General features: G+C 56.2%; 34 protein-coding genes and 1 pseudogene. 34 read left to right on the top strand and 1 reads right to left on the bottom strand.

Annotation, left to right across the window (positions count from 1 at the left end; translation table 11 throughout):
• The 32 genes and pseudogenes from tuf to bfr form a co-directional block, all read left to right on the top strand.
• Positions 1-1,002: elongation factor Tu (gene tuf / locus ASG55_RS23550; protein ID WP_056790813.1), on the top strand; the 1,002-nt coding region annotated here is incomplete at its 5' end.
• 54 nt (positions 1,003-1,056) lie between these two features.
• Positions 1,057-1,223, top strand: a pseudogene (locus tag ASG55_RS26595) (hypothetical protein); the annotation flags it as partial.
• A 154-nt stretch (positions 1,224-1,377) separates the two neighbouring features.
• Positions 1,378-1,689, top strand: a complete 312-nt coding sequence (rpsJ, locus tag ASG55_RS23545) for a 30S ribosomal protein S10 (RefSeq protein WP_003186070.1) — start codon at positions 1,378-1,380, stop codon at positions 1,687-1,689.
• Positions 1,690-1,769: 80 nt separating this feature from the next.
• Positions 1,770-2,405, top strand: a complete 636-nt coding sequence (gene rplC / locus ASG55_RS23540; protein WP_003228738.1) for a 50S ribosomal protein L3 — start codon at positions 1,770-1,772, stop codon at positions 2,403-2,405.
• 12 nt (positions 2,406-2,417) lie between these two features.
• Positions 2,418-3,020, top strand: coding sequence for a 50S ribosomal protein L4 (rplD, locus tag ASG55_RS23535; RefSeq protein WP_003228735.1), 603 nt, complete (start codon positions 2,418-2,420; stop codon positions 3,018-3,020).
• Complete coding sequence (gene rplW / locus ASG55_RS23530) at positions 3,017-3,316, top strand: 50S ribosomal protein L23 (protein ID WP_002555488.1); 300 nt, start codon at positions 3,017-3,019, stop codon at positions 3,314-3,316. The genes rplD and rplW overlap by 4 nt, the downstream gene beginning before the upstream one ends.
• Positions 3,317-3,330: 14 nt before the next feature.
• Positions 3,331-4,155, top strand: a complete 825-nt coding sequence (rplB, locus tag ASG55_RS23525; protein ID WP_016772943.1) for a 50S ribosomal protein L2 — start codon at positions 3,331-3,333, stop codon at positions 4,153-4,155.
• Between the two features lie 16 nt (positions 4,156-4,171).
• Entirely contained in the window at positions 4,172-4,447 is a 276-nt protein-coding gene (gene rpsS, locus ASG55_RS23520; RefSeq protein ID WP_011336172.1) for a 30S ribosomal protein S19, read from the top strand.
• A gap of 11 nt (positions 4,448-4,458) precedes the next feature.
• Positions 4,459-4,791 (top strand): 50S ribosomal protein L22, encoded by a 333-nt coding sequence (gene rplV, locus ASG55_RS23515; protein WP_003103908.1) that lies wholly within the window; start codon positions 4,459-4,461, stop codon positions 4,789-4,791.
• A 13-nt stretch (positions 4,792-4,804) separates the two neighbouring features.
• Positions 4,805-5,491 carry a 30S ribosomal protein S3 gene (gene rpsC, locus ASG55_RS23510; protein ID WP_003176422.1) on the top strand — a complete coding sequence of 229 codons (687 nt, stop codon included), beginning with the start codon at positions 4,805-4,807 and terminating at the stop codon, positions 5,489-5,491.
• A gap of 12 nt (positions 5,492-5,503) precedes the next feature.
• Complete coding sequence (rplP, locus tag ASG55_RS23505; RefSeq protein ID WP_003228729.1) at positions 5,504-5,917, top strand: 50S ribosomal protein L16; 414 nt, start codon at positions 5,504-5,506, stop codon at positions 5,915-5,917.
• Entirely contained in the window at positions 5,917-6,108 is a 192-nt protein-coding gene (rpmC, locus tag ASG55_RS23500) for a 50S ribosomal protein L29 (protein WP_002555481.1), read from the top strand. Before rplP ends, rpmC begins: the two co-directional genes overlap by 1 nt.
• Positions 6,109-6,110: 2 nt before the next feature.
• Positions 6,111-6,377 carry a 30S ribosomal protein S17 gene (rpsQ, locus tag ASG55_RS23495; RefSeq protein WP_003194644.1) on the top strand — a complete coding sequence of 89 codons (267 nt, stop codon included), beginning with the start codon at positions 6,111-6,113 and terminating at the stop codon, positions 6,375-6,377.
• 23 nt (positions 6,378-6,400) lie between these two features.
• Positions 6,401-6,769, top strand: coding sequence for a 50S ribosomal protein L14 (gene rplN, locus ASG55_RS23490; protein WP_002555479.1), 369 nt, complete (start codon positions 6,401-6,403; stop codon positions 6,767-6,769).
• Between the two features lie 11 nt (positions 6,770-6,780).
• The gene (gene rplX, locus ASG55_RS23485) at positions 6,781-7,095 is read left to right on the top strand and encodes a 50S ribosomal protein L24 (RefSeq protein WP_003186046.1); all 315 of its coding nucleotides are present in this window, start codon (positions 6,781-6,783) and stop codon (positions 7,093-7,095) included.
• A 20-nt stretch (positions 7,096-7,115) separates the two neighbouring features.
• Positions 7,116-7,655: a 50S ribosomal protein L5 gene (rplE, locus tag ASG55_RS23480; RefSeq protein ID WP_003210069.1), complete on the top strand. Its 540-nt coding sequence runs from the start codon at positions 7,116-7,118 to the stop codon at positions 7,653-7,655.
• A 13-nt stretch (positions 7,656-7,668) separates the two neighbouring features.
• Positions 7,669-7,974: a 30S ribosomal protein S14 gene (rpsN, locus tag ASG55_RS23475; protein WP_003186042.1), complete on the top strand. Its 306-nt coding sequence runs from the start codon at positions 7,669-7,671 to the stop codon at positions 7,972-7,974.
• Between the two features lie 208 nt (positions 7,975-8,182).
• Complete coding sequence (gene rpsH / locus ASG55_RS23470; protein WP_016772944.1) at positions 8,183-8,575, top strand: 30S ribosomal protein S8; 393 nt, start codon at positions 8,183-8,185, stop codon at positions 8,573-8,575.
• Positions 8,576-8,587: 12 nt separating this feature from the next.
• Positions 8,588-9,121: a 50S ribosomal protein L6 gene (rplF, locus tag ASG55_RS23465; protein WP_003228722.1), complete on the top strand. Its 534-nt coding sequence runs from the start codon at positions 8,588-8,590 to the stop codon at positions 9,119-9,121.
• A 10-nt stretch (positions 9,122-9,131) separates the two neighbouring features.
• The gene (rplR, locus tag ASG55_RS23460) at positions 9,132-9,482 is read left to right on the top strand and encodes a 50S ribosomal protein L18 (protein WP_003186037.1); all 351 of its coding nucleotides are present in this window, start codon (positions 9,132-9,134) and stop codon (positions 9,480-9,482) included.
• Positions 9,483-9,485: 3 nt separating this feature from the next.
• Positions 9,486-9,986 (top strand): 30S ribosomal protein S5, encoded by a 501-nt coding sequence (rpsE, locus tag ASG55_RS23455; protein WP_007955637.1) that lies wholly within the window; start codon positions 9,486-9,488, stop codon positions 9,984-9,986.
• Between the two features lie 2 nt (positions 9,987-9,988).
• Entirely contained in the window at positions 9,989-10,165 is a 177-nt protein-coding gene (rpmD, locus tag ASG55_RS23450) for a 50S ribosomal protein L30 (protein ID WP_003176408.1), read from the top strand.
• Positions 10,166-10,168: 3 nt separating this feature from the next.
• The gene (gene rplO / locus ASG55_RS23445; protein ID WP_003228720.1) at positions 10,169-10,606 is read left to right on the top strand and encodes a 50S ribosomal protein L15; all 438 of its coding nucleotides are present in this window, start codon (positions 10,169-10,171) and stop codon (positions 10,604-10,606) included.
• A complete protein-coding gene (gene secY / locus ASG55_RS23440; RefSeq protein ID WP_016772945.1) occupies positions 10,607-11,935 on the top strand; it encodes a preprotein translocase subunit SecY in 1,329 nt (442 codons plus the stop codon).
• Positions 11,936-11,962: 27 nt separating this feature from the next.
• Positions 11,963-12,079, top strand: a complete 117-nt coding sequence (gene rpmJ, locus ASG55_RS26590) for a 50S ribosomal protein L36 (protein WP_002555468.1) — start codon at positions 11,963-11,965, stop codon at positions 12,077-12,079.
• Positions 12,080-12,209: 130 nt separating this feature from the next.
• Positions 12,210-12,566: a 30S ribosomal protein S13 gene (gene rpsM / locus ASG55_RS23435; RefSeq protein ID WP_003186020.1), complete on the top strand. Its 357-nt coding sequence runs from the start codon at positions 12,210-12,212 to the stop codon at positions 12,564-12,566.
• A 30-nt stretch (positions 12,567-12,596) separates the two neighbouring features.
• The gene (rpsK, locus tag ASG55_RS23430; RefSeq protein ID WP_002555466.1) at positions 12,597-12,986 is read left to right on the top strand and encodes a 30S ribosomal protein S11; all 390 of its coding nucleotides are present in this window, start codon (positions 12,597-12,599) and stop codon (positions 12,984-12,986) included.
• Positions 12,987-13,004: 18 nt separating this feature from the next.
• A complete protein-coding gene (gene rpsD / locus ASG55_RS23425) occupies positions 13,005-13,625 on the top strand; it encodes a 30S ribosomal protein S4 (protein WP_003176404.1) in 621 nt (206 codons plus the stop codon).
• Positions 13,626-13,647: 22 nt separating this feature from the next.
• Entirely contained in the window at positions 13,648-14,649 is a 1,002-nt protein-coding gene (locus ASG55_RS23420) for a DNA-directed RNA polymerase subunit alpha (RefSeq protein WP_016772946.1), read from the top strand.
• A gap of 42 nt (positions 14,650-14,691) precedes the next feature.
• Positions 14,692-15,078: a 50S ribosomal protein L17 gene (rplQ, locus tag ASG55_RS23415; protein WP_003176402.1), complete on the top strand. Its 387-nt coding sequence runs from the start codon at positions 14,692-14,694 to the stop codon at positions 15,076-15,078.
• Between the two features lie 239 nt (positions 15,079-15,317).
• Complete coding sequence (locus tag ASG55_RS23410; protein ID WP_024014520.1) at positions 15,318-16,754, top strand: catalase; 1,437 nt, start codon at positions 15,318-15,320, stop codon at positions 16,752-16,754.
• A gap of 167 nt (positions 16,755-16,921) precedes the next feature.
• Complete coding sequence (gene bfr / locus ASG55_RS23405; RefSeq protein ID WP_016772947.1) at positions 16,922-17,389, top strand: bacterioferritin; 468 nt, start codon at positions 16,922-16,924, stop codon at positions 17,387-17,389.
• Between the two features lie 65 nt (positions 17,390-17,454).
• On the opposite strand, the gene uvrA is transcribed toward bfr, so the two are convergent.
• Positions 17,455-20,289 carry an excinuclease ABC subunit UvrA gene (uvrA, locus tag ASG55_RS23400; protein WP_041477664.1) on the bottom strand — a complete coding sequence of 945 codons (2,835 nt, stop codon included), beginning with the start codon at positions 20,287-20,289 and terminating at the stop codon, positions 17,455-17,457.
• 191 nt (positions 20,290-20,480) lie between these two features.
• On the opposite strand from uvrA, the gene ASG55_RS23395 reads away from it, so the two are divergent.
• Both ASG55_RS23395 and ASG55_RS23390 read left to right on the top strand, forming a co-directional pair.
• The gene (locus ASG55_RS23395; RefSeq protein WP_041477665.1) at positions 20,481-21,878 is read left to right on the top strand and encodes an MFS transporter; all 1,398 of its coding nucleotides are present in this window, start codon (positions 20,481-20,483) and stop codon (positions 21,876-21,878) included.
• A gap of 9 nt (positions 21,879-21,887) precedes the next feature.
• Positions 21,888-22,406 (top strand): single-stranded DNA-binding protein, encoded by a 519-nt coding sequence (locus ASG55_RS23390; RefSeq protein WP_056790794.1) that lies wholly within the window; start codon positions 21,888-21,890, stop codon positions 22,404-22,406.
• Positions 22,407-22,537: the final 131 nt, after the last annotated feature.

Genomic DNA, 22,537 nt, shown 5'->3' with positions numbered 1-22,537 from the left:
ACCGCGCACGTTGAGTACAACTCGAAGATCCGTCACTACGCTCACGTTGACTGCCCAGGTCACGCTGACTACGTGAAGAACATGATCACCGGTGCTGCTCAGATGGACGGCGCTATCCTGGTTTGCTCGGCCGCTGATGGTCCGATGCCGCAAACCCGTGAGCACATCCTGCTGTCCCGTCAGGTTGGCGTTCCGTACATCGTGGTCTTCCTGAACAAGGCTGACCTGGTAGACGACGCTGAGCTGCTGGAACTGGTTGAGATGGAAGTTCGTGACCTGCTGTCGACTTACGACTTCCCGGGYGACGACACTCCGATCATCATCGGTTCGGCTCGTATGGCGCTGGAAGGCAAAGACGACAACGAGATGGGCACCACTGCCGTCAAGAARCTGGTTGAAACTCTGGATGCCTACATCCCAGARCCAGTTCGTATGATCGACAAGCCATTCCTGATGCCAATCGAAGACGTATTCTCGATCTCGGGTCGCGGTACTGTTGTGACTGGTCGTATCGAGCGCGGTATCGTTCGCGTTCAGGAYCCGCTGGAAATCGTTGGTCTGCGTGACACCACCGTTACTACTTGCACCGGTGTTGAAATGTTCCGCAAGCTGCTCGACGAAGGTCGTGCYGGCGAGAACTGCGGCGTTCTGCTGCGTGGTACCAAGCGTGACGACGTTGAGCGTGGCCAGGTTCTGGTCAAGCCAGGTTCGGTCAAGCCGCACACCAAGTTCACCGCAGAAGTTTACGTTCTGAGCAAGGAAGAAGGCGGTCGTCACACTCCGTTCTTCAAAGGCTACCGTCCACAGTTCTACTTCCGTACTACTGACGTGACTGGTAACTGCGAGCTGCCAGAAGGCGTTGAAATGGTAATGCCAGGTGACAACATTCAGATGACTGTTACCCTGATCAAAACCATCGCGATGGAAGACGGTCTGCGTTTCGCTATCCGTGAAGGCGGTCGTACCGTCGGCGCTGGCGTCGTAGCAAAAATCATCGAATAAGCGGTTGTAATGTATTTTTCGGGCCGGCATAATGGTCAGATCGGAAGAGCGTCNCGCGTGATTGCACCCACAACGGTCGCGCTTGCGGGGAGTATTGTGACAACATTCAGATGACTGTTACCCTGATCAAAACCATCGCGATGGAAGACGGTCTGCGTTTCGCTATCCGTGAAGGCGGTCGTACCGTCGGCGCTGGCGTCGTAGCCAAAATCATCGAGTAAGACTTTTAAAGTCAGCTTGATGAATTGAAAAAGCCCCCGCTCAGCGGGGGCTTTTTTATTGGGTTGACACCTATCGGGGGCGTCTATAGAATTGCGCCTCCTTTTAACGGGCGTATTGCGCCCGGTGGGAATAGCAGCCGGAGTCTGAAATCCAATGCAAAATCAGCAAATCCGTATCAGGTTGAAGGCTTTTGACCATCGCCTGATCGACCAATCAACCCAGGAAATCGTGGAAACCGCGAAACGTACTGGTGCTCAAGTGCGTGGTCCAATTCCACTGCCTACCCGTAAAGAGCGGTTCACCGTTCTGGTTTCCCCGCACGTCAACAAAGACGCGCGTGACCAGTACGAGATCCGCACTCATAAGCGTGTTCTGGACATCGTCCAGCCAACGGATAAAACCGTTGACGCGCTGATGAAGCTTGATCTTGCGGCCGGTGTGGAAGTGCAGATCAGCCTCGGCTAAGACTCGGTCTTGGTCGTGTAACGCTCTGAAATGGGCGGCCATAGCGGGTGAAAGCCCCGTACACTCATGAGGTTTACAACATGACTATTGGTGTAGTCGGTCGTAAATGCGGTATGACCCGTATTTTCACCGAAGAAGGTGTCTCCATTCCGGTCACGGTCATTGAGATCGAGCCGAATCGCGTCACCCAGTTCAAAACTGAAGAGACCGATGGCTATCGTGCAGTGCAAGTCACTGTCGGCGAGCGTCGCGCTTCGCGTGTAACAGCAGCTCAGGCTGGCCACTTCGCTAAAGCGAACGTTGCCGCTGGTCGCACCACCATGGAATTCCGCCTTGAAGAAGGCGAGTACCAGGCTGGCGATCTGATCAACGCTGAAATCTTCGCCGCTGGTCAACTGGTTGATGTAACCGGTCAGTCCAAGGGTAAAGGCTTCCAGGGTACGATCAAGCGTTGGAATTTCCGCGGGCAAGATAACACCCACGGTAACTCCGTATCCCACCGCGTCCCAGGCTCTATCGGCCAGTGCCAGACTCCTGGTCGTGTATTCAAGGGCAAAAAAATGTCCGGTCATATGGGCGCTGAGCGCGTGACCGTGCAGTCCCTGGAAGTAGTGCGCGTGGACGCTGAACGCAATCTGTTGTTGGTCAAGGGTGCTGTTCCTGGCGCTACTGGCGGCAACCTGGTTGTACGTCCAGCAGCCAAGGCTCGCGGTTAAGGGGAAGCTGACATGCAATTAAATGTAAATGACGCTCAAGCGATCGAAGTTTCCGAACTGACATTTGGCGGCGAATTCAACGAGACGCTGGTTCACCAAGCAGTCGTGGCCTACATGGCCGGCGGCCGTCAAGGTAGCAAGCAGCAGAAGACCCGTTCCGACGTTCGTGGTGGCGGCAAGCGCCCATGGCGTCAGAAAGGTACTGGCCGTGCTCGTGCCGGTACTATCCGTAGCCCAATCTGGCGTGGCGGCGGTACCACTTTCGCAGCTCGTCCACAGGATCACTCCCAGAAGCTGAACAAGAAGATGTATCGCGCAGCAATGCGCTCCATCCTTGCTGAGCTGGTGCGTACTGATCGTCTGGTCGTGGTTCAGGATTTCGCTGTTGAAACTCCGAAAACCAAAGATCTGCTGGGCAAACTGAACAACATGAGCCTGACCGACGTTCTGATCGTGTCGGACGCTGTTGATCAGAACCTGTACCTGGCTGCTCGCAACCTGCCGCACGTAGATGTACGTGACGTGCAAGGTTCCGATCCAGTTAGTCTGATCGCATACGACAAGGTGTTGATCACCGTGTCGGCCGTGAAGAAATTCGAGGAGCTGCTGGGATGAACCAGGAACGCGTATTTAAAGTTCTGCTTGGCCCGCACGTTTCCGAGAAGGCTACGGTTCTGGCAGACAAGAAAGGCCAGTTCGTTTTCAAGGTTGCTACTGATGCAACCAAGCTGGAAATCAAGAAGGCCGTCGAAAGCCTGTTCAGCGTGAAAGTAGAGCGCGTCACTACCCTGAACGTTCTGGGTAAGAGCAAGCGCACTGCTCGCGGTCTGGGCAAGCGTAATGACTGGAAGAAGGCAGTTATCTCCCTTCAGCCAGGCCAAGATCTCGATTTCAGCAGCAGTGCTGAGTAAGGAAGGGGTGCATCATGGCAATCGTTAAATGCAAACCGACTTCCCCTGGCCGCCGTTTTGTGGTCAAGGTGGTCAACCAGGAGCTGCATAAAGGCGCTCCTCACGCACCGCTGCTCGAGAAAAAATCGAAGTCTGGTGGTCGTAACAACAATGGCCGTATTACCACTCGTCACATCGGTGGTGGTCATAAGCAGCATTACCGTATGGTCGATTTCCGTCGCAACGACAAAGATGGCATCGTCGCCACTGTCGAGCGTATCGAATACGATCCAAACCGTACTGCTCACATCGCACTGCTGTGCTACGCAGACGGCGAGCGTCGCTACATCATCGCCCCTAAAGGCGTGAGTGCTGGCGACCAGCTGATCGCAGGCGCTCTGGCTCCAATCAAGCCAGGCAACGCTCTGCAACTGCGCAACATTCCAGTCGGTTCTACCGTACACGGCATCGAATTGAAGCCAGGTAAAGGTGCACAGATCGCTCGTTCCGCTGGTGCTTCGGCTCAGCTGATCGCTCGTGAAGGTGTCTACGTGACCCTGCGTCTGCGTTCCGGTGAAATGCGTAAAGTCCTGGCTGAATGCCGTGCGACCCTGGGTGAAGTCTCGAACTCCGAGCACAGCCTGCGTTCGCTGGGTAAAGCTGGTGCCAAACGCTGGCGTGGCGTTCGCCCAACCGTTCGTGGTGTTGCCATGAACCCGGTTGACCACCCACATGGTGGTGGTGAAGGTCGTACCTCTGGTGGTCGTCATCCGGTATCGCCATGGGGCTTCCCGACTAAGGGCGCGAAGACTCGTGGTAATAAGCGTACCGACAAAATGATCGTCCGTCGTCGCAAGTAAATAGAGGGATACGACAGTGCCACGTTCTCTGAAAAAAGGTCCTTTTATTGATCTTCACCTACTGAAGAAGATCGAAGTGGCGGCGGAAAAGAACGATCGCAAACCAATTAAAACCTGGTCGCGTCGTTCGATGATCCTGCCACAAATGGTCGGTCTGACCATCGCAGTACACAACGGTCGTCAGCACGTCCCAGTTCTCGTTAACGAAGACATGGTCGGCCACAAACTGGGCGAGTTCGCCGGTACCCGCAACTATCGCGGGCACGTGGCTGACAAGAAAGCCAAGCGTTAAGGGGTAAGGAAATGGAAGTAGCCGCTAAGTTGTCGGGCGCTCGAATCTCCGCCCAGAAAGCCCGCTTGGTCGCCGACCAGATCCGCGGGAAGAAGGTGGGCGAAGCGCTCAACCTGTTGGCTTTCAGCAGTAAGAAAGCCGCCGAGATCATGAAGAAAGTGCTGGAGTCGGCCGTAGCCAACGCCGAGCATAACGAAGGCGCAGACGTTGATGACCTGAAGGTCAGCACCGTTTTCGTCAACGAAGGGCGTTCGCTGAAGCGCATCATGCCACGTGCCAAAGGCCGTGCTGATCGCATCGTCAAGCGGTCTTGCCATATCACTGTCAAGGTTGCTGACAAGTAACGGAGTCGAAGAGATGGGTCAGAAAGTACATCCCATTGGCATTCGCCTGGGAATCGTCAAGGAGCACACCTCCGTCTGGTACGCAGACGGTCGGACTTATGCGGACTACTTGTTCGCAGATCTGAAAGTGCGTGAGTATCTCCAAGACAAACTAAAAAGCGCGTCCGTAAGCCGTATCGATATCCATCGTCCGGCCCAAACTGCACGCATCACCATCCACACCGCTCGTCCAGGTATCGTTATCGGGAAGAAAGGTGAAGATGTTGAGAAACTGCGTCAGGACCTGACCAAGCAAATGGGTGTGCCTGTGCACATCAATATCGAAGAGATCCGCAAGCCGGAGCTCGACGGTATGCTGGTTGCGCAGAGCGTAGCTCAGCAGCTGGAGCGTCGTGTAATGTTCCGTCGCGCTATGAAGCGCGCTGTACAGAACGCCATGCGCATTGGTGCCAAAGGCATCAAAATCCAAGTGAGCGGTCGTCTCGGCGGTGCTGAAATCGCACGTACTGAATGGTATCGCGAAGGTCGTGTGCCACTGCACACCCTGCGTGCCGACATCGACTATGCCAACTACGAAGCTCACACCACTTACGGTGTGATCGGTGTAAAGGTTTGGATCTTCAAAGGCGAAGTTATTGGTGGTCGCCAAGAAGAACTGAAACCACAAGCACCAGCGCCTCGTAAAAAAGCTGCTAAGTAAGGGGTACGCCAAATGTTGCAACCAAAGCGTACGAAGTTCCGCAAGCAGATGACCGGCCACAACCGTGGTCTGGCACTGCGCGGTAGCAAAGTCAGCTTCGGCGAGTTCGCGCTGAAGTCTGTTGCTCGTGGTCGTCTCACCGCTCGTCAGATCGAGTCAGCGCGTCGTGCTCTGACCCGTCACGTAAAACGTGGCGGCAAGATCTGGATCCGTGTATTCCCGGACAAGCCGATTTCCAAGAAGCCTCTTGAGGTTCGTATGGGTAAAGGTAAGGGTAACGTGGAGTACTGGGTTGCCCAGATTCAGCCAGGCAAAGTCCTGTATGAAATCGAGGGTGTTTCTGAAGAGCTGGCGCGTGAGGCTTTCGCCCTGGCTGCTGCAAAGCTGCCGCTCGCCACCTCCTTTGTTAAACGGACGGTGATGTGATGAAAGCGAATGAACTTCGTGAAAAATCCGCACAGCAGCTGAACGAGCAACTGCTCGGCTTGCTGCGCGACCAGTTCAATCTGCGCATGCAGAAAGCAACTGGCCAGTTGGGGCAGTCTCATCTGCTCTCGCAAGTTAAGCGTGACATCGCTCGCGTGAAGACTGTGCTCAACCAGCAGGCAGGTAAGTGATCATGGCTGAAGCCGAAAAAACTGTCCGTACGCTGACTGGCCGTGTTGTCAGCGACAAGATGGACAAAACCATCACCGTTCTGATCGAGCGTCGCGTAAAGCACCCGATCTACGGTAAATACGTTAAGCGTTCGACTAAGCTGCACGCGCACGACGAAACCAATCAGTGCCACATCGGCGACAAAGTCACTATTCGTGAAACTCGTCCGATGGCCAAGACCAAGTCTTGGGCGCTGGTTGATGTTCTCGAACGCGCTGTGGAAGTCTAAGGGCTAGGGGTCGGAGAAATTATATGATTCAGACTCAATCCATGCTCGATGTGGCCGATAACAGCGGCGCTCGCCGTGTTATGTGCATCAAGGTGCTGGGTGGCTCCCATCGTCGTTACGCTGGTATCGGTGACATCATCAAAGTTACCGTGAAGGAAGCAATTCCTCGCGGTAAAGTGAAAAAAGGCCAAGTGATGACTGCTGTTGTAGTCCGCACTCGTCACGGCGTACGTCGTGCTGATGGCTCCATTATCCGCTTTGATGGCAACGCTGCTGTTCTTCTGAACAACAAGCAAGAGCCGATCGGCACCCGTATCTTTGGGCCAGTGACCCGTGAACTTCGTACTGAGAAGTTCATGAAGATCGTCTCGCTCGCCCCAGAAGTGCTGTAAGGAGATCCGACATGCAAAAGATTCGTCGTGACGACGAGATCATCGTGATCGCCGGCAAAGACAAAGGTAAGCGCGGTAAGGTGCTGAAGGTTCTTGCTGACAACCGTCTGGTTGTTGGTGGTCTGAACCTGGTCAAGCGTCATACCAAGCCTAACCCGATGTCGGGCGTACAGGGCGGTATCGTCGAGAAAGAAGCGCCACTGCACGCTTCCAACGTCGCCATCTTCAACGGCGAAACCAACAAGGCTGACCGCGTTGGTTTCAAAGTAGAAGACGGTAAGAAAATTCGTGTCTTCAAGTCGACCCAAAAAGCGGTTGATGCTTGAACACTGCTAGGTAGAAGACCATGGCACGACTAAAAGAGATTTACCGGAAGGAAATCGCTCCGAAACTTAAGGAAGAACTTAAGCTTTCGAACGTGATGGAAGTTCCGCGCGTTACCAAAATCACCCTGAACATGGGTCTGGGCGAAGCGATCGGCGACAAAAAAGTCATCGAGCACGCTGTTGCTGACCTGGAAAAGATCACCGGCCAGAAAGTCGTTGTGACCTACGCTCGTAAATCCATCGCTGGCTTTAAAGTCCGCGAAGGATGGCCGATCGGCGTCAAAGTGACCCTGCGCCGTGAGCGTATGTACGAGTTCCTGGATCGTCTGCTGTCGATCTCCCTGCCTCGGGTTCGCGACTTCCGCGGCCTGAATGCCAAGTCCTTCGATGGTCGCGGCAACTACAGCATGGGCGTGAAAGAGCAGATCATCTTCCCGGAAATCGACTACGACAAGATCGATGCTCTCCGCGGTCTGGACATTACCCTGACCACCACTGCCAAGAACGATGATGAAGGCCGCGCTCTGCTGCGTGCTTTCAAATTCCCGTTCCGCAACTGATTGGAGTAGGAAAATGGCCAAGAAGAGCATGAAGAACCGTGAGCTGAAGCGTCAGCTCACCGTTGCCAAGTACGCCACCAAGCGTGCAGCGCTGAAAGCTATCATCGTCGATCTGAACGCAAGTCCAGAAGCGCGTTGGGAAGCTACCGTAGCTCTGCAGAAGCAACCACGTGACGCAAGCGCTTCGCGCATGCGTAACCGTTGCCGCCTGACTGGTCGTCCGCACGGCGTGTACCGCAAGTTCGGCCTCGGCCGTAACATGCTGCGTCAAGCTGCAATGCGTGGTGACGTACCAGGTCTGGTTAAAGCCAGCTGGTAACAGTTGTCAAAGTCTCGATGTTCGGGTTCGCAAGAACCTGACCATCGGTGGCCTTGAATCTGAATCAAGCCCCTTTTGGGGCTTGATTCATTTCTGGGGTGTGTCTAGAATGACCGGCTCGCCTGAGCCCGTGTTTTTCTGCCCGGAAGTTCTCGGCGACAAGTAGTAGCCGCAAGGCTAATTTTTTTGTATTAGGAGCGTCTAGCCCATGAGTATGCAGGACCCGTTAGCGGACATGCTAACTCGAATCCGTAATGCCCAGATGGCTGAAAAGTCTGTCGTAAGCATGCCGTCTTCCACGTTGAAGGCTGCTGTAGCAAAAGTCCTGAAGGACGAAGGTTACATCGCGGATTTTCAGATCACCACCGACGCCAAGCCGTCGCTGTCCATCTCGCTGAAGTACTTCGAAGGCCGTCCGGTTATCGAAGAAGTGAAGCGCGTTAGTCGTCCAGGCCTGCGTCAGTACAAGTCCGTTGAAGATCTGCCGAAAGTTCGTGGCGGTCTTGGCGTGTCTATCGTCTCCACCAACAAAGGTGTGATGACTGATCGTGCTGCGCGCGCTGCCGGTGTCGGCGGCGAAGTTCTTTGCACTGTGTTCTAAGGGGGGATAAGCATGTCTCGCGTCGCTAAGAACCCCGTTAAGCTGCCAGCCGGTGTCGAAGTCAAATTCGCAGGCCAACAGCTTTCGGTGAAGGGTGCCAAGGGCACTCTTGAACTGAACATCCATTCGTCCGTTGAGATCGTTGAAGAAGCTGGTGAGCTGCGTTTCGCTGCTCGCAATGGCGATCAACAAACTCGCGCAATGGCCGGTACCACGCGTGCGTTGGTAAACAACATGGTCCAGGGCGTAAGCCAAGGCTTCGAGCGCAAGCTCCAGCTGGTCGGTGTTGGTTACAAAGCGCAAGCAAAAGGTCAGGTTCTGAACCTGGCTCTTGGCTTCTCGCACCCAGTGGATTACGAACTGCCGGAAGGCATCACCGCTGAGACTCCTAGCCAGACCGATATCCTGATCAAGGGCATCGACAAGCAGCTGGTAGGTCAAGTGGCCGCCGAGATCCGCGACTTCCGTCCACCAGAGCCGTACAAAGGCAAAGGTGTGCGCTACGCGGACGAAGTCGTCCGTCGTAAAGAAGCCAAGAAGAAGTAGGGCATAGCAAATGACCGACAAAAAAGTTACTCGACTGCGTCGCGCTCGCAAAGCACGCCTGAAAATGCACGAACTCGAAGTCGTGCGTCTCTGCGTGTTCCGCTCGTCGCAGCACATCTACGCCCAGGTCATCTCGGCCGACGGCAACAAAGTCCTGGCAAGTGCCTCGACTTTGGATAAAGAACTGCGTGATGGTGCCACTGGCAACATCGACGCGGCCACAAAGGTTGGCCAGCTGGTCGCTACGCGTGCTAAGGCCGCTGGCGTATCGCAAGTGGCTTTCGACCGCTCTGGCTTCAAGTACCATGGCCGCGTTAAAGCGCTGGCTGATGCTGCTCGTGAAGCTGGGCTGGAGTTCTAAGTTATGTCAAATAACGACCAAAAGCGCGACGAAGGCTACATCGAGAAGCTGGTTCAAGTTAACCGCGTAGCCAAAACCGTTAAAGGCGGCCGTATCTTCACTTTCACCGCGTTGACCGTGGTTGGTGATGGTAAAGGGCGTGTTGGCTTCGGCCGTGGCAAGTCGCGTGAAGTGCCTGCTGCGATCCAGAAGGCAATGGAAGCTGCTCGCCGTAACATGATTCAAGTGGACCTGAACGGCACAACTCTGCAGTACGCGATGAAGTCCGCTCACGGCGCTTCGAAGGTGTACATGCAGCCTGCTTCTGAAGGTACCGGTATCATCGCTGGCGGCGCTATGCGTGCTGTCCTCGAAGTTGCTGGCGTTCAGAACGTTCTGGCCAAGTGCTACGGCTCGACTAACCCGGTAAACGTGGTTCACGCCACTTTCAAGGGTCTGAAGGCTATGCAGTCTCCTGAGTCCATCGCTGCCAAGCGTGGCCTGCGTGTTGAGGAGATCAAGTAATCATGGCTACCGTTAAAGTTACGCTGATCAAAAGCATGACCGGCCGCATCCCTAACCACAAACTGTGCGTTAAGGGTCTGGGTCTGCGTCGCATCGGTCACACTGTAGAAGTCCAGGATACTCCCGAGAATCGCGGGATGATCAACAAGGCTTACTACATGCTGCGTGTCGAGGGTTAATCGATGAAACTCAATGATCTGAGTCCAGCGCCGGGTTCCCGTCGCGAAAAGCATCGTCCGGGCCGTGGTATCGGTAGTGGTTTGGGCAAGACTGGTGGCCGTGGTCACAAAGGTCAGACCTCCCGCTCCGGTGGCACCATCGCTCCAGGCTTTGAAGGCGGTCAACAGCCGCTGCATCGTCGTCTGCCTAAGTTCGGTTTCGTTTCCCTGAAAGCCATGGATCGCGCAGAAGTGCGTTTGTCCGAGCTGGCTAAAGTGGAAGGCGACATCGTTACTGTGCAGTCCCTGAAAGATGCCAACGTGATCAACGTCAACGTACAGCGTGTGAAAATCATGCTGTCCGGTGAAGTGACTCGCGCTGTCACTATCGGCAAGGGAATCGGCGCCACCAAAGGTGCGCGTGCGGCTATCGAAGCAGCTGGCGGCAAGTTCGAGGAATAAATGGCTAAGCAAGGTGCTCTCTCTGCGCTCGGCAAAGGCGGTATGTCTGAACTCTGGGCTCGTCTGCGTTTTCTGTTCCTGGCGATTATCGTCTACCGAATAGGCGCACACATCCCGGTTCCAGGTATCAACCCGGACCGACTCGCAGACCTGTTTCGACAGAATGAGGGGACCATTCTTAGCTTGTTCAACATGTTCTCCGGCGGCGCGCTGGAACGGATGAGCATCTTTGCACTGGGGATCATGCCGTACATTTCGGCATCGATCATCATGCAACTGATGACCGCCGTCAGCCCGCAGCTGGAGCAGTTGAAGAAGGAAGGTGAAGCTGGCCGTCGCAAGATTAGCCAGTACACCCGCTACCTCACCGTCGCTCTCGCTCTGGTCCAGGCTATTGGCATGTCCATTGGTCTGGCGGGGCAGGGCGTCGCGTTCACTGGTGACTTTGGCTTCCATTTCGTCGCGGTAACCACATTTGTGGCTGGTGCGATGTTCATGATGTGGCTGGGTGAGCAGATTACTGAGCGTGGTGTTGGCAACGGTATCTCGATGTTGATTTTTTCGGGTATCGTCGCCGGTCTTCCGAGAGCAATCGGGCAGTCTTTCGAGTCTGCGCGTCAGGGCGATATCAACATCTTCGCCCTGGTTGCCATCGGTTTGCTGGCAGTAGCGATTATCGGTTTCGTGGTGTTCATTGAGCGTGGTCAGCGTCGTATCGCTGTTCATTACGCCAAGCGTCAGCAGGGCCGCAAGGTTTTTGCTGCGCAGACAAGCCACTTGCCGCTGAAGGTGAACATGGCCGGTGTTATTCCGGCTATTTTCGCGAGCAGCATTTTGCTGTTCCCGGCTTCGTTGGGTGCCTGGTTCGGTCAGTCTGAAGGTATGGGCTGGTTGCAGGACATCTCGCAGTCGATCGCTCCTGGTCAGCCGTTGAATATTCTGCTGTTTAGTGCAGGGATTATTTTCTTCTGCTTCTTCTATACGGCGTTGATGTTCAATCCGAAAGACGTAGCGGAAAACCTGAAGAAGTCCGGTGCCTTTATTCCGGGCATTCGTCCAGGTGAGCAGTCTGCGCGCTATATTGATGGCGTTCTGACCCGCTTGACCCTGTTCGGTGCTCTTTACATGACGGCCGTGTGCCTGTTGCCCCAATTCCTGGTGGTTGCAGCAAACGTTCCGTTCTACCTTGGCGGGACCTCGTTGCTGATCGTGGTCGTGGTTGTGATGGACTTCATGTCCCAAGTACAATCGCACCTCGTTTCGCACCAGTACGAATCCCTGATGAAGAAAGCCAACCTGAAGGGTTACGGCAGCGGCATGTTGCGCTGAGTACCCATAAGGTTCGAGGAGTTGGTGATGAAAGTTCGTGCATCGGTGAAAAAGCTGTGCCGTAACTGCAAGATTATTCGCCGCGAAGGTGTTGTTCGAGTAATTTGCAGCGCGGAACCGCGTCACAAACAGCGCCAAGGCTGAGTGTGATTGTGCTTCAAGCCCGGTAGCTAGTGCGCTACCGGGTTGATTATTTGTTATTACAGCGATATTATCTCGCGCCCTATTTCTTGGCTTCCGGGGCGTAGGTAGCTGTCAATTGGAGTCCCACTGAATGGCCCGTATTGCAGGCGTTAACATTCCAGATAACAAGCATACTGTTATCTCGCTGACCTACATCTATGGTGTTGGTCGCACTACTGCGCAGAAGATCTGTGCAGTGACTGGGGTAAACCCAGCAGCAAAGATCAAAGATCTGAGCGACGAGCAAATTGAACAGCTGCGTGGCGAAGTGGCGAAGTTCACCACTGAAGGTGACCTGCGTCGCGAAATCAACATGAAAATCAAGCGCTTGATGGACCTCGGTTGCTATCGCGGTCTGCGTCATCGTCGTGGTCTGCCAGTACGCGGTCAGCGTACCAAGACCAACGCGCGTACCCGTAAAGGTCCGCGTAAGCCGATCCGCAAGTAATCGCCCCAGCGAATCGACAGGAATTTAATCATGGCAAAACCTGCTGCTCGTCCTCGTAAAAAAGTTAAAAAGACAGTGGTTGATGGCATCGCCCACATCCATGCATCTTTTAACAACACCATCGTGACCATTACCGACCGTCAAGGTAACGCTCTTTCCTGGGCTACCTCCGGTGGTTCGGGTTTCCGCGGTTCCCGCAAGTCCACCCCGTTCGCTGCTCAAGTAGCTGCTGAACGTGCTGGTCAAGCTGCGCTGGAATACGGCCTGAAAAACCTCGACGTCAACGTCAAGGGTCCAGGTCCAGGTCGTGAATCCGCAGTCCGCGCTTTGAACGGCTGTGGCTACAAGATCGCCAGCATCACCGACGTGACGCCAATCCCGCACAACGGGTGCCGTCCGCCGAAGAAGCGCCGCGTGTAATCCAGGAGATTGTAAAGAATGGCTCGTTACATTGGTCCAAAATGCAAACTCGCTCGTCGCGAAGGCACCGATCTCTTCCTGAAGAGCGGCGTGCGCGCGATCGAATCGAAGTGCAACATTGAAGCAGCACCTGGTATCCACGGCCAGCGCCGCGGTCGCCAGTCCGACTACGGCACCCAACTGCGTGAAAAGCAGAAGGTCCGTCGTATCTACGGCGTTCTCGAGCGTCAGTTCAGCGGCTACTACAAAGAAGCTGCTGGCAAGAAAGGTGCAACCGGTGAAAACCTGCTGCAACTGCTCGAATGCCGTCTGGACAACGTTGTATACCGTATGGGCTTTGGTTCGACTCGTGCCGAATCCCGTCAACTGGTATCGCACAAGTCGATCAGCGTTAACGGTCAGACCGTAAACGTTCCGTCGTATCAGGTTCGTGCTGGTGACGTGGTTGCAGTTCGCGAGAAAGCAAAAAACCAGCTTCGCATTGTCCAAGCTCTCGATCTGTGTGCCCAACGTGGCCGCGTAGAATGGGTAGAAGTAGACACTGAGAAGAAGTCGGGCGTTTTCAAGAACGTTCCTGCTCGCAGTGATCTGTCCGCCGACATCAACGAAAGCCTGATTGTCGAGCTCTACTCCAAGTAAGGGCTAGAAAATAGGTGCATCCATGCAGATTTCGGTAAATGAGTTCCTGACACCCCGCCACATTGATGTGCAGGTTGTCAGTCCAACCCGCGCCAAGATCACTCTCGAGCCTCTCGAGCGTGGTTTTGGCCACACCCTGGGCAACGCGCTGCGCCGCATCCTGTTGTCCTCAATGCCCGGCTGCGCAGTAGTCGAGGCCGAGATTGACGGTGTGCTCCACGAGTACAGCGCCATCGAAGGTGTACAGGAAGACGTAATTGAAATCCTGTTGAACCTTAAAGGTCTGGCCATCAAGCTGCACGGTCGTGACGAAGTTACGCTGACCTTGTCGAAGAAGGGTTCGGGGGTGGTTACCGCTGCCGATATTCAGCTGGATCATGATGTCGAGATCGTTAATCCCGATCACGTAATCGCTAACCTGGCGTCTAACGGCGCCCTGAACATGAAGCTCACCGTAGCTCGTGGTCGTGGTTATGAACCAGCCGACTCGCGTCAGAGCGATGAAGACGAAAGCCGCAGCATCGGTCGCTTGCAGCTCGACTCTTCGTTCAGCCCGGTTCGCCGTATCGCTTACGTGGTGGAAAACGCCCGTGTCGAACAGCGTACCAACCTGGATAAGCTGGTTATTGATCTGGAAACCAACGGTACCCTGGATCCTGAAGAGGCTATCCGTCGCGCTGCAACCATCCTGCAACAGCAGCTGGCTGCGTTCGTCGACCTCAAAGGTGAAAGTGAGCCGCTGGTTGTCGAGCAGGAAGACGAGATCGATCCGATCCTGCTTCGCCCGGTTGACGATCTGGAACTGACTGTACGTTCGGCTAACTGCCTTAAGGCGGAAAACATCTACTACATCGGCGACCTGATTCAGCGTACCGAAGTAGAGCTGTTGAAGACTCCGAACCTGGGCAAGAAATCCTTGACTGAAATCAAGGACGTTCTGGCCTCCCGCGGTCTGTCCCTCGGCATGCGCCTCGACAACTGGCCGCCTGCAAGTCTTAAGAAGGACGACAAGGCGACTGCCTGATCGTCGTAATCACCGAACGTAGTGTTTGGTAAGGAATGAACCATGCGTCATCGTAAAAGTGGTCGTCACCTGAGCCGCACCAGCTCGCACCGCAAGGCCATGTTCCAAAACATGGCGGTGTCGCTGTTCGAGCACGAGCTGATCAAAACTACTCTGCCAAAAGCCAAAGAACTGCGCCGCGTTGCCGAGCCGCTGATCACTCTGGCCAAGACAGACAGCCTGGCTAACCGCCGTCTGGCTTTCGACCGTACTCGTTCGAAAGCTATCGTTGGTAAGCTCTTCAACGACCTGGGCAAGCGTTACGCTACCCGTGAGGGTGGCTACCTGCGCATCCTCAAGTGCGGTTTCCGCGCTGGCGACAACGCGCCTATGGCGTACGTCGAGTTGGTTGATCGTGCTACTGCTGGCGAAGCTGTATCCGCCGAGTAAGACGTCAGTCTGAAACGAAAAACCGGGCCTAGTGCCCGGTTTTTTGTGTCTGTAAGAAATGCGCCGTCCATACAAGTTTCTGACATGGTTGAACTGCCACTATGTGCCGGGAAAACATAATTAGTAATTATCTATCGATGCTTGCAGGTTAATGAATTTGTAGCTGTAACGTCGATGATCAATACTTCCCGCCAAGCCCATTAGCCGGCAGTTCAAGACTGACAGAGGAAGAAGACCGCATGAGCCAGACCAAGACGCTTACAACCGCCAGTGGCGCGCCAGTCGCTGATAACCAGAATTCCCGTTCCGCCGGCCCACGCGGTCCGCTGCTTCTCGACGATTTCCATCTCATCGAAAAACTCGCGCACTTCAACCGTGAAAACATTCCCGAGCGCCGTGTCCACGCTAAAGGTTCGGGCGCTTACGGTACGTTCACCGTCACCCGTGACATCACGGAATACACCAGTGCCAAGCTGTTTGAATCGGTAGGCAAACAAACGCCAACCTTTCTGCGCTTTTCTACCGTAGGTGGCGAGCGTGGTTCGGCCGACACTGAGCGCGATCCGCGCGGCTTCGCCTTGAAGTTCTACACCGAGGAAGGCAACTGGGACATCGTTGGCAACAACACGCCAGTGTTCTTCATCCGTGATCCGCTGAAGTTTCCTGACTTTATCCACACGCAAAAGCGTCTGCCGCAAAGCAACCTGAAAAGCGCGCAGATGATGTGGGATTTCTGGTCGCATTCGCCTGAGGCGCTGCACCAGGTCACTATCCTGTTTTCTGATCGTGGCATCCCTGACGGCTATCGCCATATGCATGGCTTCGGCAGCCACACTTATAGCCTGATCAACGCCAAAGGCGAGCGGCACTGGGTGAAGTGGCACTACAAGACTCAGCAAGGTATCAAGAATCTGGCACCAGCCGAGGCCGCCCGCTTGGCCGGTACCGACCCGGACTATGCGCAGCGCGACCTGTTCGAGGCCATCGAGCGTGGTGAATTCCCGAAATGGCGCGTGTGCATTCAGATCATGACCGAAGCGCAGGCGGCGGCTCATTATGAGAATCCGTTTGATGTGACCAAGACCTGGTCGCAGAAAGAGTTTCCGTTGATCGAAGTTGGTGAGCTGGAATTGAACCGCAACCCGCTTAACTACTTCGCTGAAGTCGAGCAGGCTGCGTTTGGCCCGAGCAACATGGTGCCAGGCGTGGGGCTGTCGCCAGACCGCATGCTGCAAGGTCGCGTATTCGCCTACGCTGACGCGCACCGCTACCGTGTGGGCACCAACCACCAGCAATTGCCGGTGAACGCTCCGCGCAGCCCGGTGAATACTTATCAGCGTGACGGCTCTATGGCGTTCGGCAGCAATGGCGGCGCGGCGCCGAACTATGAACCGAACAGCTACGTTGAGTCGCCGAAGCAAGCGCCGCATTACGCGGAGCCAGCGCTGGCCTTGAGCGGTGCCGCTGATCGCTATGATCACCGCGAAGACACCGACTACTACAGCCATGCCGGTGCCTTGTTCCGCTTGATGAGCGACGAGCAGAAAGCATTGCTGGTCAGCAACATTGCCGGTGCGATGGCGGGTGTTTCCAGCGACGTCGTCGATCGTCAGTTGCAGCATTTCTACAAAGCCGATCCGGCGTATGGAGAAGCAATCGCAAAGCTGCTCAACTGACAGCTTAACGTAGTCTAAACGAGAAGCAGAACCGCCCTCATTTGGGCGGTTTTTGCGTTATTTGGCCTGCTTTTCTCAGAATATCTTCGCTTTTATTGCGTGCGGTGAGTGACCTTCCAGTCAGGTTGGTTCAAACTACAGACTTTCAGGAAGGGAGATGTAGGGCGATGCAAGGCCACCCAGATGTAATCGATTACCTCAATACGTTGCTGACCGGCGAGCTGGCCGCGCGTGACCAATATTTCGTTCATTCGCGGATGTATGAGGACTGGGGGTTTACCAAGCTCTACGAGCGCATCAACCACGAGATGGAAGAAGAGGCCGGCCACGCCGATGCATTGATGCGGCGGATTCTGATGCTCGAAGGCACGCCGCGCATGCGTCCGGATGATCTGGATGTCGGCACCACCGTGCCTACGATGCTCGAAGCTGATCTGCGCCTCGAGTACAAAGTCCGCGCTGCGCTGTGCAAAGGCATCGAACTTTGCGAGCAACACAAGGACTACGTCAGTCGCGAAATTCTGCGGGTTCAGCTCAACGACACCGAAGAAGATCACACCTACTGGCTGGAAAAGCAGTTGGGCCTGATCAAGCTGATCGGTCTCGAGAACTACCTGCAATCCCACGCGTCCTGATTGCACCAGCTACAAAAAAGCCCCTGGCACCTCAACGGTGACAGGGGCTTTTTCATGCCTGGCAGTTAAGCCCGATCGCGGATCAGCAGTGGCTTGAGGTAATGGCCGGTGTGAGATTGCTTCATCTCGGCGACTTCCTCCGGCGTACCGGTGGCAATGATCTGCCCGCCCTTGGAACCGCCTTCAGGACCGAGGTCCACCAGCCAGTCAGCGGTCTTGATCACATCGAGGTTATGCTCGATCACCACCACGGTGTTGCCGTGGTCGCGCAGGCGATGGAGGACGTCGAGCAATTGCTGGATATCGGCGAAGTGCAGACCGGTGGTTGGCTCGTCGAGGATGTACAGGGTCTTGCCGGTATCGCGTTTGGACAGCTCGCGCGACAACTTGACCCGCTGTGCTTCACCGCCGGACAGGGTCGTTGCCGACTGCCCGAGCTTGATGTAGGACAGGCCGACATCCATCAGCGTTTGCAGCTTGCGCGCCAGTGCCGGCACTGCATCGAAGAACTCCCGAGCTTCCTCGATGGTCATTTCGAGGGTTTCGTGGATGCTCTTGCCCTTGTATTTGATCTCAAGGGTTTCGCGGTTGTAGCGCTTGCTCTTGCACACATCGCAGGGCACGTAGATGTCCGGCAGAAAGTGCATTTCCACCTTGATCAGGCCGTCGCCCTGGCACGCTTCGCAGCGACCGCCCTTGACGTTGAACGAGAAACGCCCCGGGCCGTAACCCCGGGAGCGCGACTCGGGCACGCCGGCAAACAGTTCGCGGATCGGCGTGAATAGCCCGGTATAGGTCGCGGGGTTGGAACGCGGCGTACGACCGATCGGGCTCTGGTCGATGTCGACGACTTTGTCGAGATGTTCCAGACCTTTGATGCTGTCATGCGCAGCCGCTTCCAGCGTGGTCGCACCATTGAGCGCCGTGGCGCTCAGCGGGAACAGCGTGTTGTTGATCAGTGTCGATTTGCCCGAACCGGATACGCCAGTCACGCACGTCAGCAAGCCGATCGGGATGTCCAGATCGACATTGCGCAGATTGTTGCCGCGCGCACCCTTGAGCGACAGGTTGAGCTTCTTGTTGCGCGGCGTGCGTTTGGCCGGCACTTCGATCTTCACCCGGCCGGACAGGTATTTGCCGGTCAGCGAATCCGGGTGTGCCATGACTTCGTCCGGCGTACCCTCGGCAACGATCTGCCCGCCGTGCACACCGGCGCCCGGGCCGATATCGACGACATAGTCAGCCAAACGAATCGCGTCTTCATCATGCTCGACCACGATCACCGTGTTGCCGATATCGCGCAAATGCTTGAGCGTACCGAGCAGCCGGTCGTTGTCGCGCTGATGCAGACCAATGGATGGTTCATCGAGGATATACAGAACGCCGACCAGACCGGCGCCAATCTGGCTGGCCAGACGAATCCGTTGCGCCTCGCCACCGGACAATGTGTCGGCACTGCGATCCAGCGACAGATAGTCGAGGCCGACGTTGACCAGGAATTGCAGGCGCTCGCGGATTTCCTTGAGGATCTTGTCGGCGATCTCGCCGCGGCGACCGGTCATCTTCAGCGCGCCGAAATATTCGCAGGCATCGCCGATCGGCAGATTGGTCACTGCCGGCAAGGTTTTCTCGCCGACCCAGACGTGCCGCGCTTCACGGCGCAGACGCGTGCCACGGCAATCCGGGCAGGCCTGATGGCTGAGGAATTTGGCCAGCTCTTCGCGCACGCTCGCCGATTCGGTTTCGCGATAGCGACGCTCAAGATTCGGCACGATGCCTTCGAACGGGTGCGAGCGTTTGACGATGTCGCCACGGTCGTTCAGGTATTTGAAGTCGACGTTCTGCGAGCCGCTGCCATGCAGGATGAACTTCTGCTGCTCGGCGCTCAGCTCGTTGAAGGGCTTGTCCAGGCTGAACTTGTAGTGCGAGGCGAGTGAGCCAAGCATCTGGAAGTAATAGACGTTGCGCCGGTCCCAGCCACGGATCGCGCCCTCGGCCAGGGTCAGCTCGCCATTGACCAGACGCTTGATGTCGAAGAACTGCTTCACACCCAGGCCATCACAGGTCGGGCAGGCGCCGGCCGGGTTGTTGAAGGAAAACAGCTTGGGTTCCAGCTCGCTGATCGCATGGCCGCAGATCGGGCAGGCGAAGCGTGCGGAGAAGATCATTTCTTCGCCGGGCTCGTCGTCCATCGGCGCGACCAGGGCAATTCCGTCGGCGAGTTTCAGCGCAGTCTCGAAAGACTCGGCGAGGCGCTGCTGCAGATCGGCGCGGACCTTGAAGCGGTCAACGATCACATCGATCGAATGCTTCTTCTGTTTATCCAGCTTCGGCAGCTCGTCGAGCTCGCAAATGCGTCCGTTGACCCGGGCGCGGACGAAACCTTGCGCACGCAATTCTTCGAAGACCGACAGGTGTTCGCCTTTGCGTTCGCGGATCACCGGTGCCAGCAACATCAGTTTGCTGCCTTCCGGCTGCGCCAGCACCAGATCGACCATCTGGCTGACGGTCTGCGCCTCCAGCGGAATGTCGTGATCCGGGCAGCGCGGCGTACCCACGCGGGCATAGAGCAAGCGTAGGTAGTCGTAGATTTCGGTGATGGTGCCGACCGTCGAACGCGGGTTGTGCGAGGTCGACTTTTGTTCGATGGAGATCGCCGGCGACAGGCCTTCGATGGTGTCGACGTCGGGTTTTTCCATCATCGACAGGAACTGCCGAGCGTAAGCCGACAGCGATTCGACATAGCGGCGCTGACCTTCGGCATACAGCGTGTCGAACGCCAGGGACGACTTGCCGGATCCGGACAGGCCGGTGATGACGATCAGCTTGTCCCGTGGCAGGGTCAGGTCGATGTTCTTCAGGTTGTGGGTACGGGCCCCACGTATCAGGATCTTGTCCAAAGTGGCCTCGCTTGGCGGGCGTCGAAAACGTAGGAGTATACGGGCAAATACTGGATGGATGCACACTATCAAACGAAGGGCGTTTTGCCGTTCATGAAGAGAGTTTCATCTATACGCGTCATAGCGTCGCGATATACCCCGTCTTCCGATGGGACTGGTAGAATCGCCGCCGGTTCACACGAGGTTTTTCCATGCACGATCCCCACAGCGAACGCATGAGTGGCAGCGAGACCCGCGCGGCGAGCGGTCTGGCCCTGGTGTTCGCCTTCCGTATGCTTGGCATGTTCATGGTGTTGCCGGTGCTGGCGACCTATGGCATGGATCTGGCGGGAGCGACCCCGGCCCTGATCGGGCTGGCGATTGGCGCTTACGGTCTGACCCAGGCAATTTTCCAGATTCCGTTCGGGATCATTTCCGACCGCATCGGTCGCCGGCCGGTGATCTACCTCGGCCTGATCGTGTTCGCTCTCGGCAGTGTTCTGGCTTCCCAGGCCGATTCAATCTGGGGCGTGATCGCCGGGCGAATCCTGCAAGGCGCCGGGGCGATTTCCGCAGCGGTGATGGCGCTGCTTTCCGACCTGACCCGCGAGCAGCATCGGACCAAAGCCATGGCGATGATCGGCATGACCATCGGCCTGTCCTTCGCCGTGGCCATGGTGGTCGGGCCGTTACTGACCAGTGCGTTCGGGCTGTCCGGGCTGTTCCTCGCCACTGGCGCCATGGCGCTGGTCGGCATCCTGATCATCATGTTCATGGTGCCGCAGTCCACCGGGCCGTTGCAGCACCGGGAATCCGGGGTGGCCCGGCAGGCGCTGATGCCGACACTCAAGCACCCGGACCTGCTGCGACTGGATCTGGGCATCTTTGTGTTACATGCCATGTTGATGTCGAGCTTCGTTGCCTTGCCCTTGGCACTGGTGGAAAAAGCCGGTTTGCCCAAGGAACAGCACTGGTGGGTCTACCTCACCGCGCTGCTGATTTCGTTCTTCGCCATGATCCCGTTCATTATCTACGGCGAGAAGAAACGCAAAATGAAACGAGTTTTGCTCGGCGCCGTCATGACATTGATGCTGACTGAACTATTCTTCTGGCAGTTCGGCGACAGCCTGCGTGCTCTGGTGATCGGTACGGTGGTGTTTTTCACCGCGTTCAATCTGCTCGAGGCATCGTTGCCGTCGCTGATCAGCAAGGTTTCACCGGCAGGCGGCAAGGGCACGGCCATGGGCGTGTACTCCACCAGCCAGTTCCTCGGTTCGGCACTCGGCGGGATACTCGGCGGCTGGTTGTTCCAGCATGGCGGTCTGTCGGTTGTGTTCCTCGGATGCGCCGCGCTGGCTGCACTTTGGCTGGCCTTTGCTGTTACCATGCGCGAACCTCCCTACGTGACGAGCCTGCGCTTGCCGTTGTCGCCCGAAGCGATCCGCGAAGCGGGTCTGGTCGAGCGCCTCAAGGCCCTGGTAGGGGTAACAGATGCAGTGATAGTCGCCGAAGAGGCGGCTGTTTACATCAAACTGGACAAAGAATTAGTGGATCGCACCACCCTCGAACGCCTGGTCAACAACCCGGCCGGGGCTGCGTGCGACGCTTAGGAGAACGTTATGGCCCGTGGGGTTAACAAAGTCATATTGGTCGGCACTTGCGGCCAGGATCCCGAAGTTCGCTACCTGCCTAACGGTAATGCCGTGACCAACCTGAGTCTGGCCACCAGCGAACAATGGACCGACAAGCAGACCGGTCAGAAGGTCGAGAAGACCGAATGGCACCGCGTATCGATGTTCGGCAAGGTTGCCGAGATCGCCGGTGAATACCTGCGCAAGGGTTCGCAGGTCTACATCGAAGGCAAGCTGCAGACCCGCGAGTGGGAAAAGGACGGCATCAAGCGTTACACCACTGAAATCGTGGTCGACATGCAAGGCACCATGCAACTGCTCGGCGGCCGTCCACAACAGGGCGATCAGCAAGGCGGCAACAACTACCAGCAGCAGGCGCCACGTCAGCAGGCACCGCGCCCGCAGCAGTCGGCTCCACAGCAGCGTTCGGCTCCGCAAGCACCGCAGCAGGCCGCACCGCAACCGGCTCCGGATTTCGACAGCTTCGATGACGATATTCCGTTCTGATTTGCCGCTGTAACCGTCTTGAATGAAAAAGGCCCGTCGCTTAAACGACGGGCCTTTTTTGTGAGGCTATTTCAGCGCGACCCCTATCACCCGTAGGAGCTGACGAGTGCAACGAGGCTGCGATCTTTTGA

The sequence above is a fragment of the Pseudomonas sp. Leaf434 genome (assembly GCF_001425545.1).
GTDB classification, from domain to species: domain Bacteria; phylum Pseudomonadota; class Gammaproteobacteria; order Pseudomonadales; family Pseudomonadaceae; genus Aquipseudomonas; species Aquipseudomonas siliginis.
This window is presented reverse-complemented; position numbering and strand designations above follow the sequence as displayed.

What these genes read in the sequence shown, in the direction of transcription:
- rpsQ (WP_003194644.1), top strand. Translation starts at nt 6,111, where the DNA reads ATGGCTGAAGCCGAAAAAACTGTCCGTACGCTGACTGGCCGTGTTGTC.
- rplV (WP_003103908.1), top strand. Translation starts at nt 4,459, where the DNA reads ATGGAAGTAGCCGCTAAGTTGTCGGGCGCTCGAATCTCCGCCCAGAAA.
- rpmJ (WP_002555468.1), top strand. Translation starts at nt 11,963, where the DNA reads ATGAAAGTTCGTGCATCGGTGAAAAAGCTGTGCCGTAACTGCAAGATT.
- rplR (WP_003186037.1), top strand. Translation starts at nt 9,132, where the DNA reads ATGACCGACAAAAAAGTTACTCGACTGCGTCGCGCTCGCAAAGCACGC.
- rpsN (WP_003186042.1), top strand. Translation starts at nt 7,669, where the DNA reads ATGGCCAAGAAGAGCATGAAGAACCGTGAGCTGAAGCGTCAGCTCACC.
- rplB (WP_016772943.1), top strand. Translation starts at nt 3,331, where the DNA reads ATGGCAATCGTTAAATGCAAACCGACTTCCCCTGGCCGCCGTTTTGTG.
- rpsJ (WP_003186070.1), top strand. Translation starts at nt 1,378, where the DNA reads ATGCAAAATCAGCAAATCCGTATCAGGTTGAAGGCTTTTGACCATCGC.
- rplQ (WP_003176402.1), top strand. Translation starts at nt 14,692, where the DNA reads ATGCGTCATCGTAAAAGTGGTCGTCACCTGAGCCGCACCAGCTCGCAC.
- ASG55_RS23395 (WP_041477665.1), top strand. Translation starts at nt 20,481, where the DNA reads ATGCACGATCCCCACAGCGAACGCATGAGTGGCAGCGAGACCCGCGCG.
- rpsH (WP_016772944.1), top strand. Translation starts at nt 8,183, where the DNA reads ATGAGTATGCAGGACCCGTTAGCGGACATGCTAACTCGAATCCGTAAT.
- rplX (WP_003186046.1), top strand. Translation starts at nt 6,781, where the DNA reads ATGCAAAAGATTCGTCGTGACGACGAGATCATCGTGATCGCCGGCAAA.
- rpsM (WP_003186020.1), top strand. Translation starts at nt 12,210, where the DNA reads ATGGCCCGTATTGCAGGCGTTAACATTCCAGATAACAAGCATACTGTT.
- rplW (WP_002555488.1), top strand. Translation starts at nt 3,017, where the DNA reads ATGAACCAGGAACGCGTATTTAAAGTTCTGCTTGGCCCGCACGTTTCC.
- rpmD (WP_003176408.1), top strand. Translation starts at nt 9,989, where the DNA reads ATGGCTACCGTTAAAGTTACGCTGATCAAAAGCATGACCGGCCGCATC.
- rpsD (WP_003176404.1), top strand. Translation starts at nt 13,005, where the DNA reads ATGGCTCGTTACATTGGTCCAAAATGCAAACTCGCTCGTCGCGAAGGC.
- rpmC (WP_002555481.1), top strand. Translation starts at nt 5,917, where the DNA reads ATGAAAGCGAATGAACTTCGTGAAAAATCCGCACAGCAGCTGAACGAG.
- rplO (WP_003228720.1), top strand. Translation starts at nt 10,169, where the DNA reads ATGAAACTCAATGATCTGAGTCCAGCGCCGGGTTCCCGTCGCGAAAAG.
- rplP (WP_003228729.1), top strand. Translation starts at nt 5,504, where the DNA reads ATGTTGCAACCAAAGCGTACGAAGTTCCGCAAGCAGATGACCGGCCAC.
- bfr (WP_016772947.1), top strand. Translation starts at nt 16,922, where the DNA reads ATGCAAGGCCACCCAGATGTAATCGATTACCTCAATACGTTGCTGACC.
- rplF (WP_003228722.1), top strand. Translation starts at nt 8,588, where the DNA reads ATGTCTCGCGTCGCTAAGAACCCCGTTAAGCTGCCAGCCGGTGTCGAA.
- ASG55_RS23390 (WP_056790794.1), top strand. Translation starts at nt 21,888, where the DNA reads ATGGCCCGTGGGGTTAACAAAGTCATATTGGTCGGCACTTGCGGCCAG.
- rplC (WP_003228738.1), top strand. Translation starts at nt 1,770, where the DNA reads ATGACTATTGGTGTAGTCGGTCGTAAATGCGGTATGACCCGTATTTTC.
- rpsC (WP_003176422.1), top strand. Translation starts at nt 4,805, where the DNA reads ATGGGTCAGAAAGTACATCCCATTGGCATTCGCCTGGGAATCGTCAAG.
- secY (WP_016772945.1), top strand. Translation starts at nt 10,607, where the DNA reads ATGGCTAAGCAAGGTGCTCTCTCTGCGCTCGGCAAAGGCGGTATGTCT.
- rplE (WP_003210069.1), top strand. Translation starts at nt 7,116, where the DNA reads ATGGCACGACTAAAAGAGATTTACCGGAAGGAAATCGCTCCGAAACTT.
- rpsE (WP_007955637.1), top strand. Translation starts at nt 9,486, where the DNA reads ATGTCAAATAACGACCAAAAGCGCGACGAAGGCTACATCGAGAAGCTG.
- ASG55_RS23420 (WP_016772946.1), top strand. Translation starts at nt 13,648, where the DNA reads ATGCAGATTTCGGTAAATGAGTTCCTGACACCCCGCCACATTGATGTG.
- rplD (WP_003228735.1), top strand. Translation starts at nt 2,418, where the DNA reads ATGCAATTAAATGTAAATGACGCTCAAGCGATCGAAGTTTCCGAACTG.
- rplN (WP_002555479.1), top strand. Translation starts at nt 6,401, where the DNA reads ATGATTCAGACTCAATCCATGCTCGATGTGGCCGATAACAGCGGCGCT.
- ASG55_RS23410 (WP_024014520.1), top strand. Translation starts at nt 15,318, where the DNA reads ATGAGCCAGACCAAGACGCTTACAACCGCCAGTGGCGCGCCAGTCGCT.
- rpsK (WP_002555466.1), top strand. Translation starts at nt 12,597, where the DNA reads ATGGCAAAACCTGCTGCTCGTCCTCGTAAAAAAGTTAAAAAGACAGTG.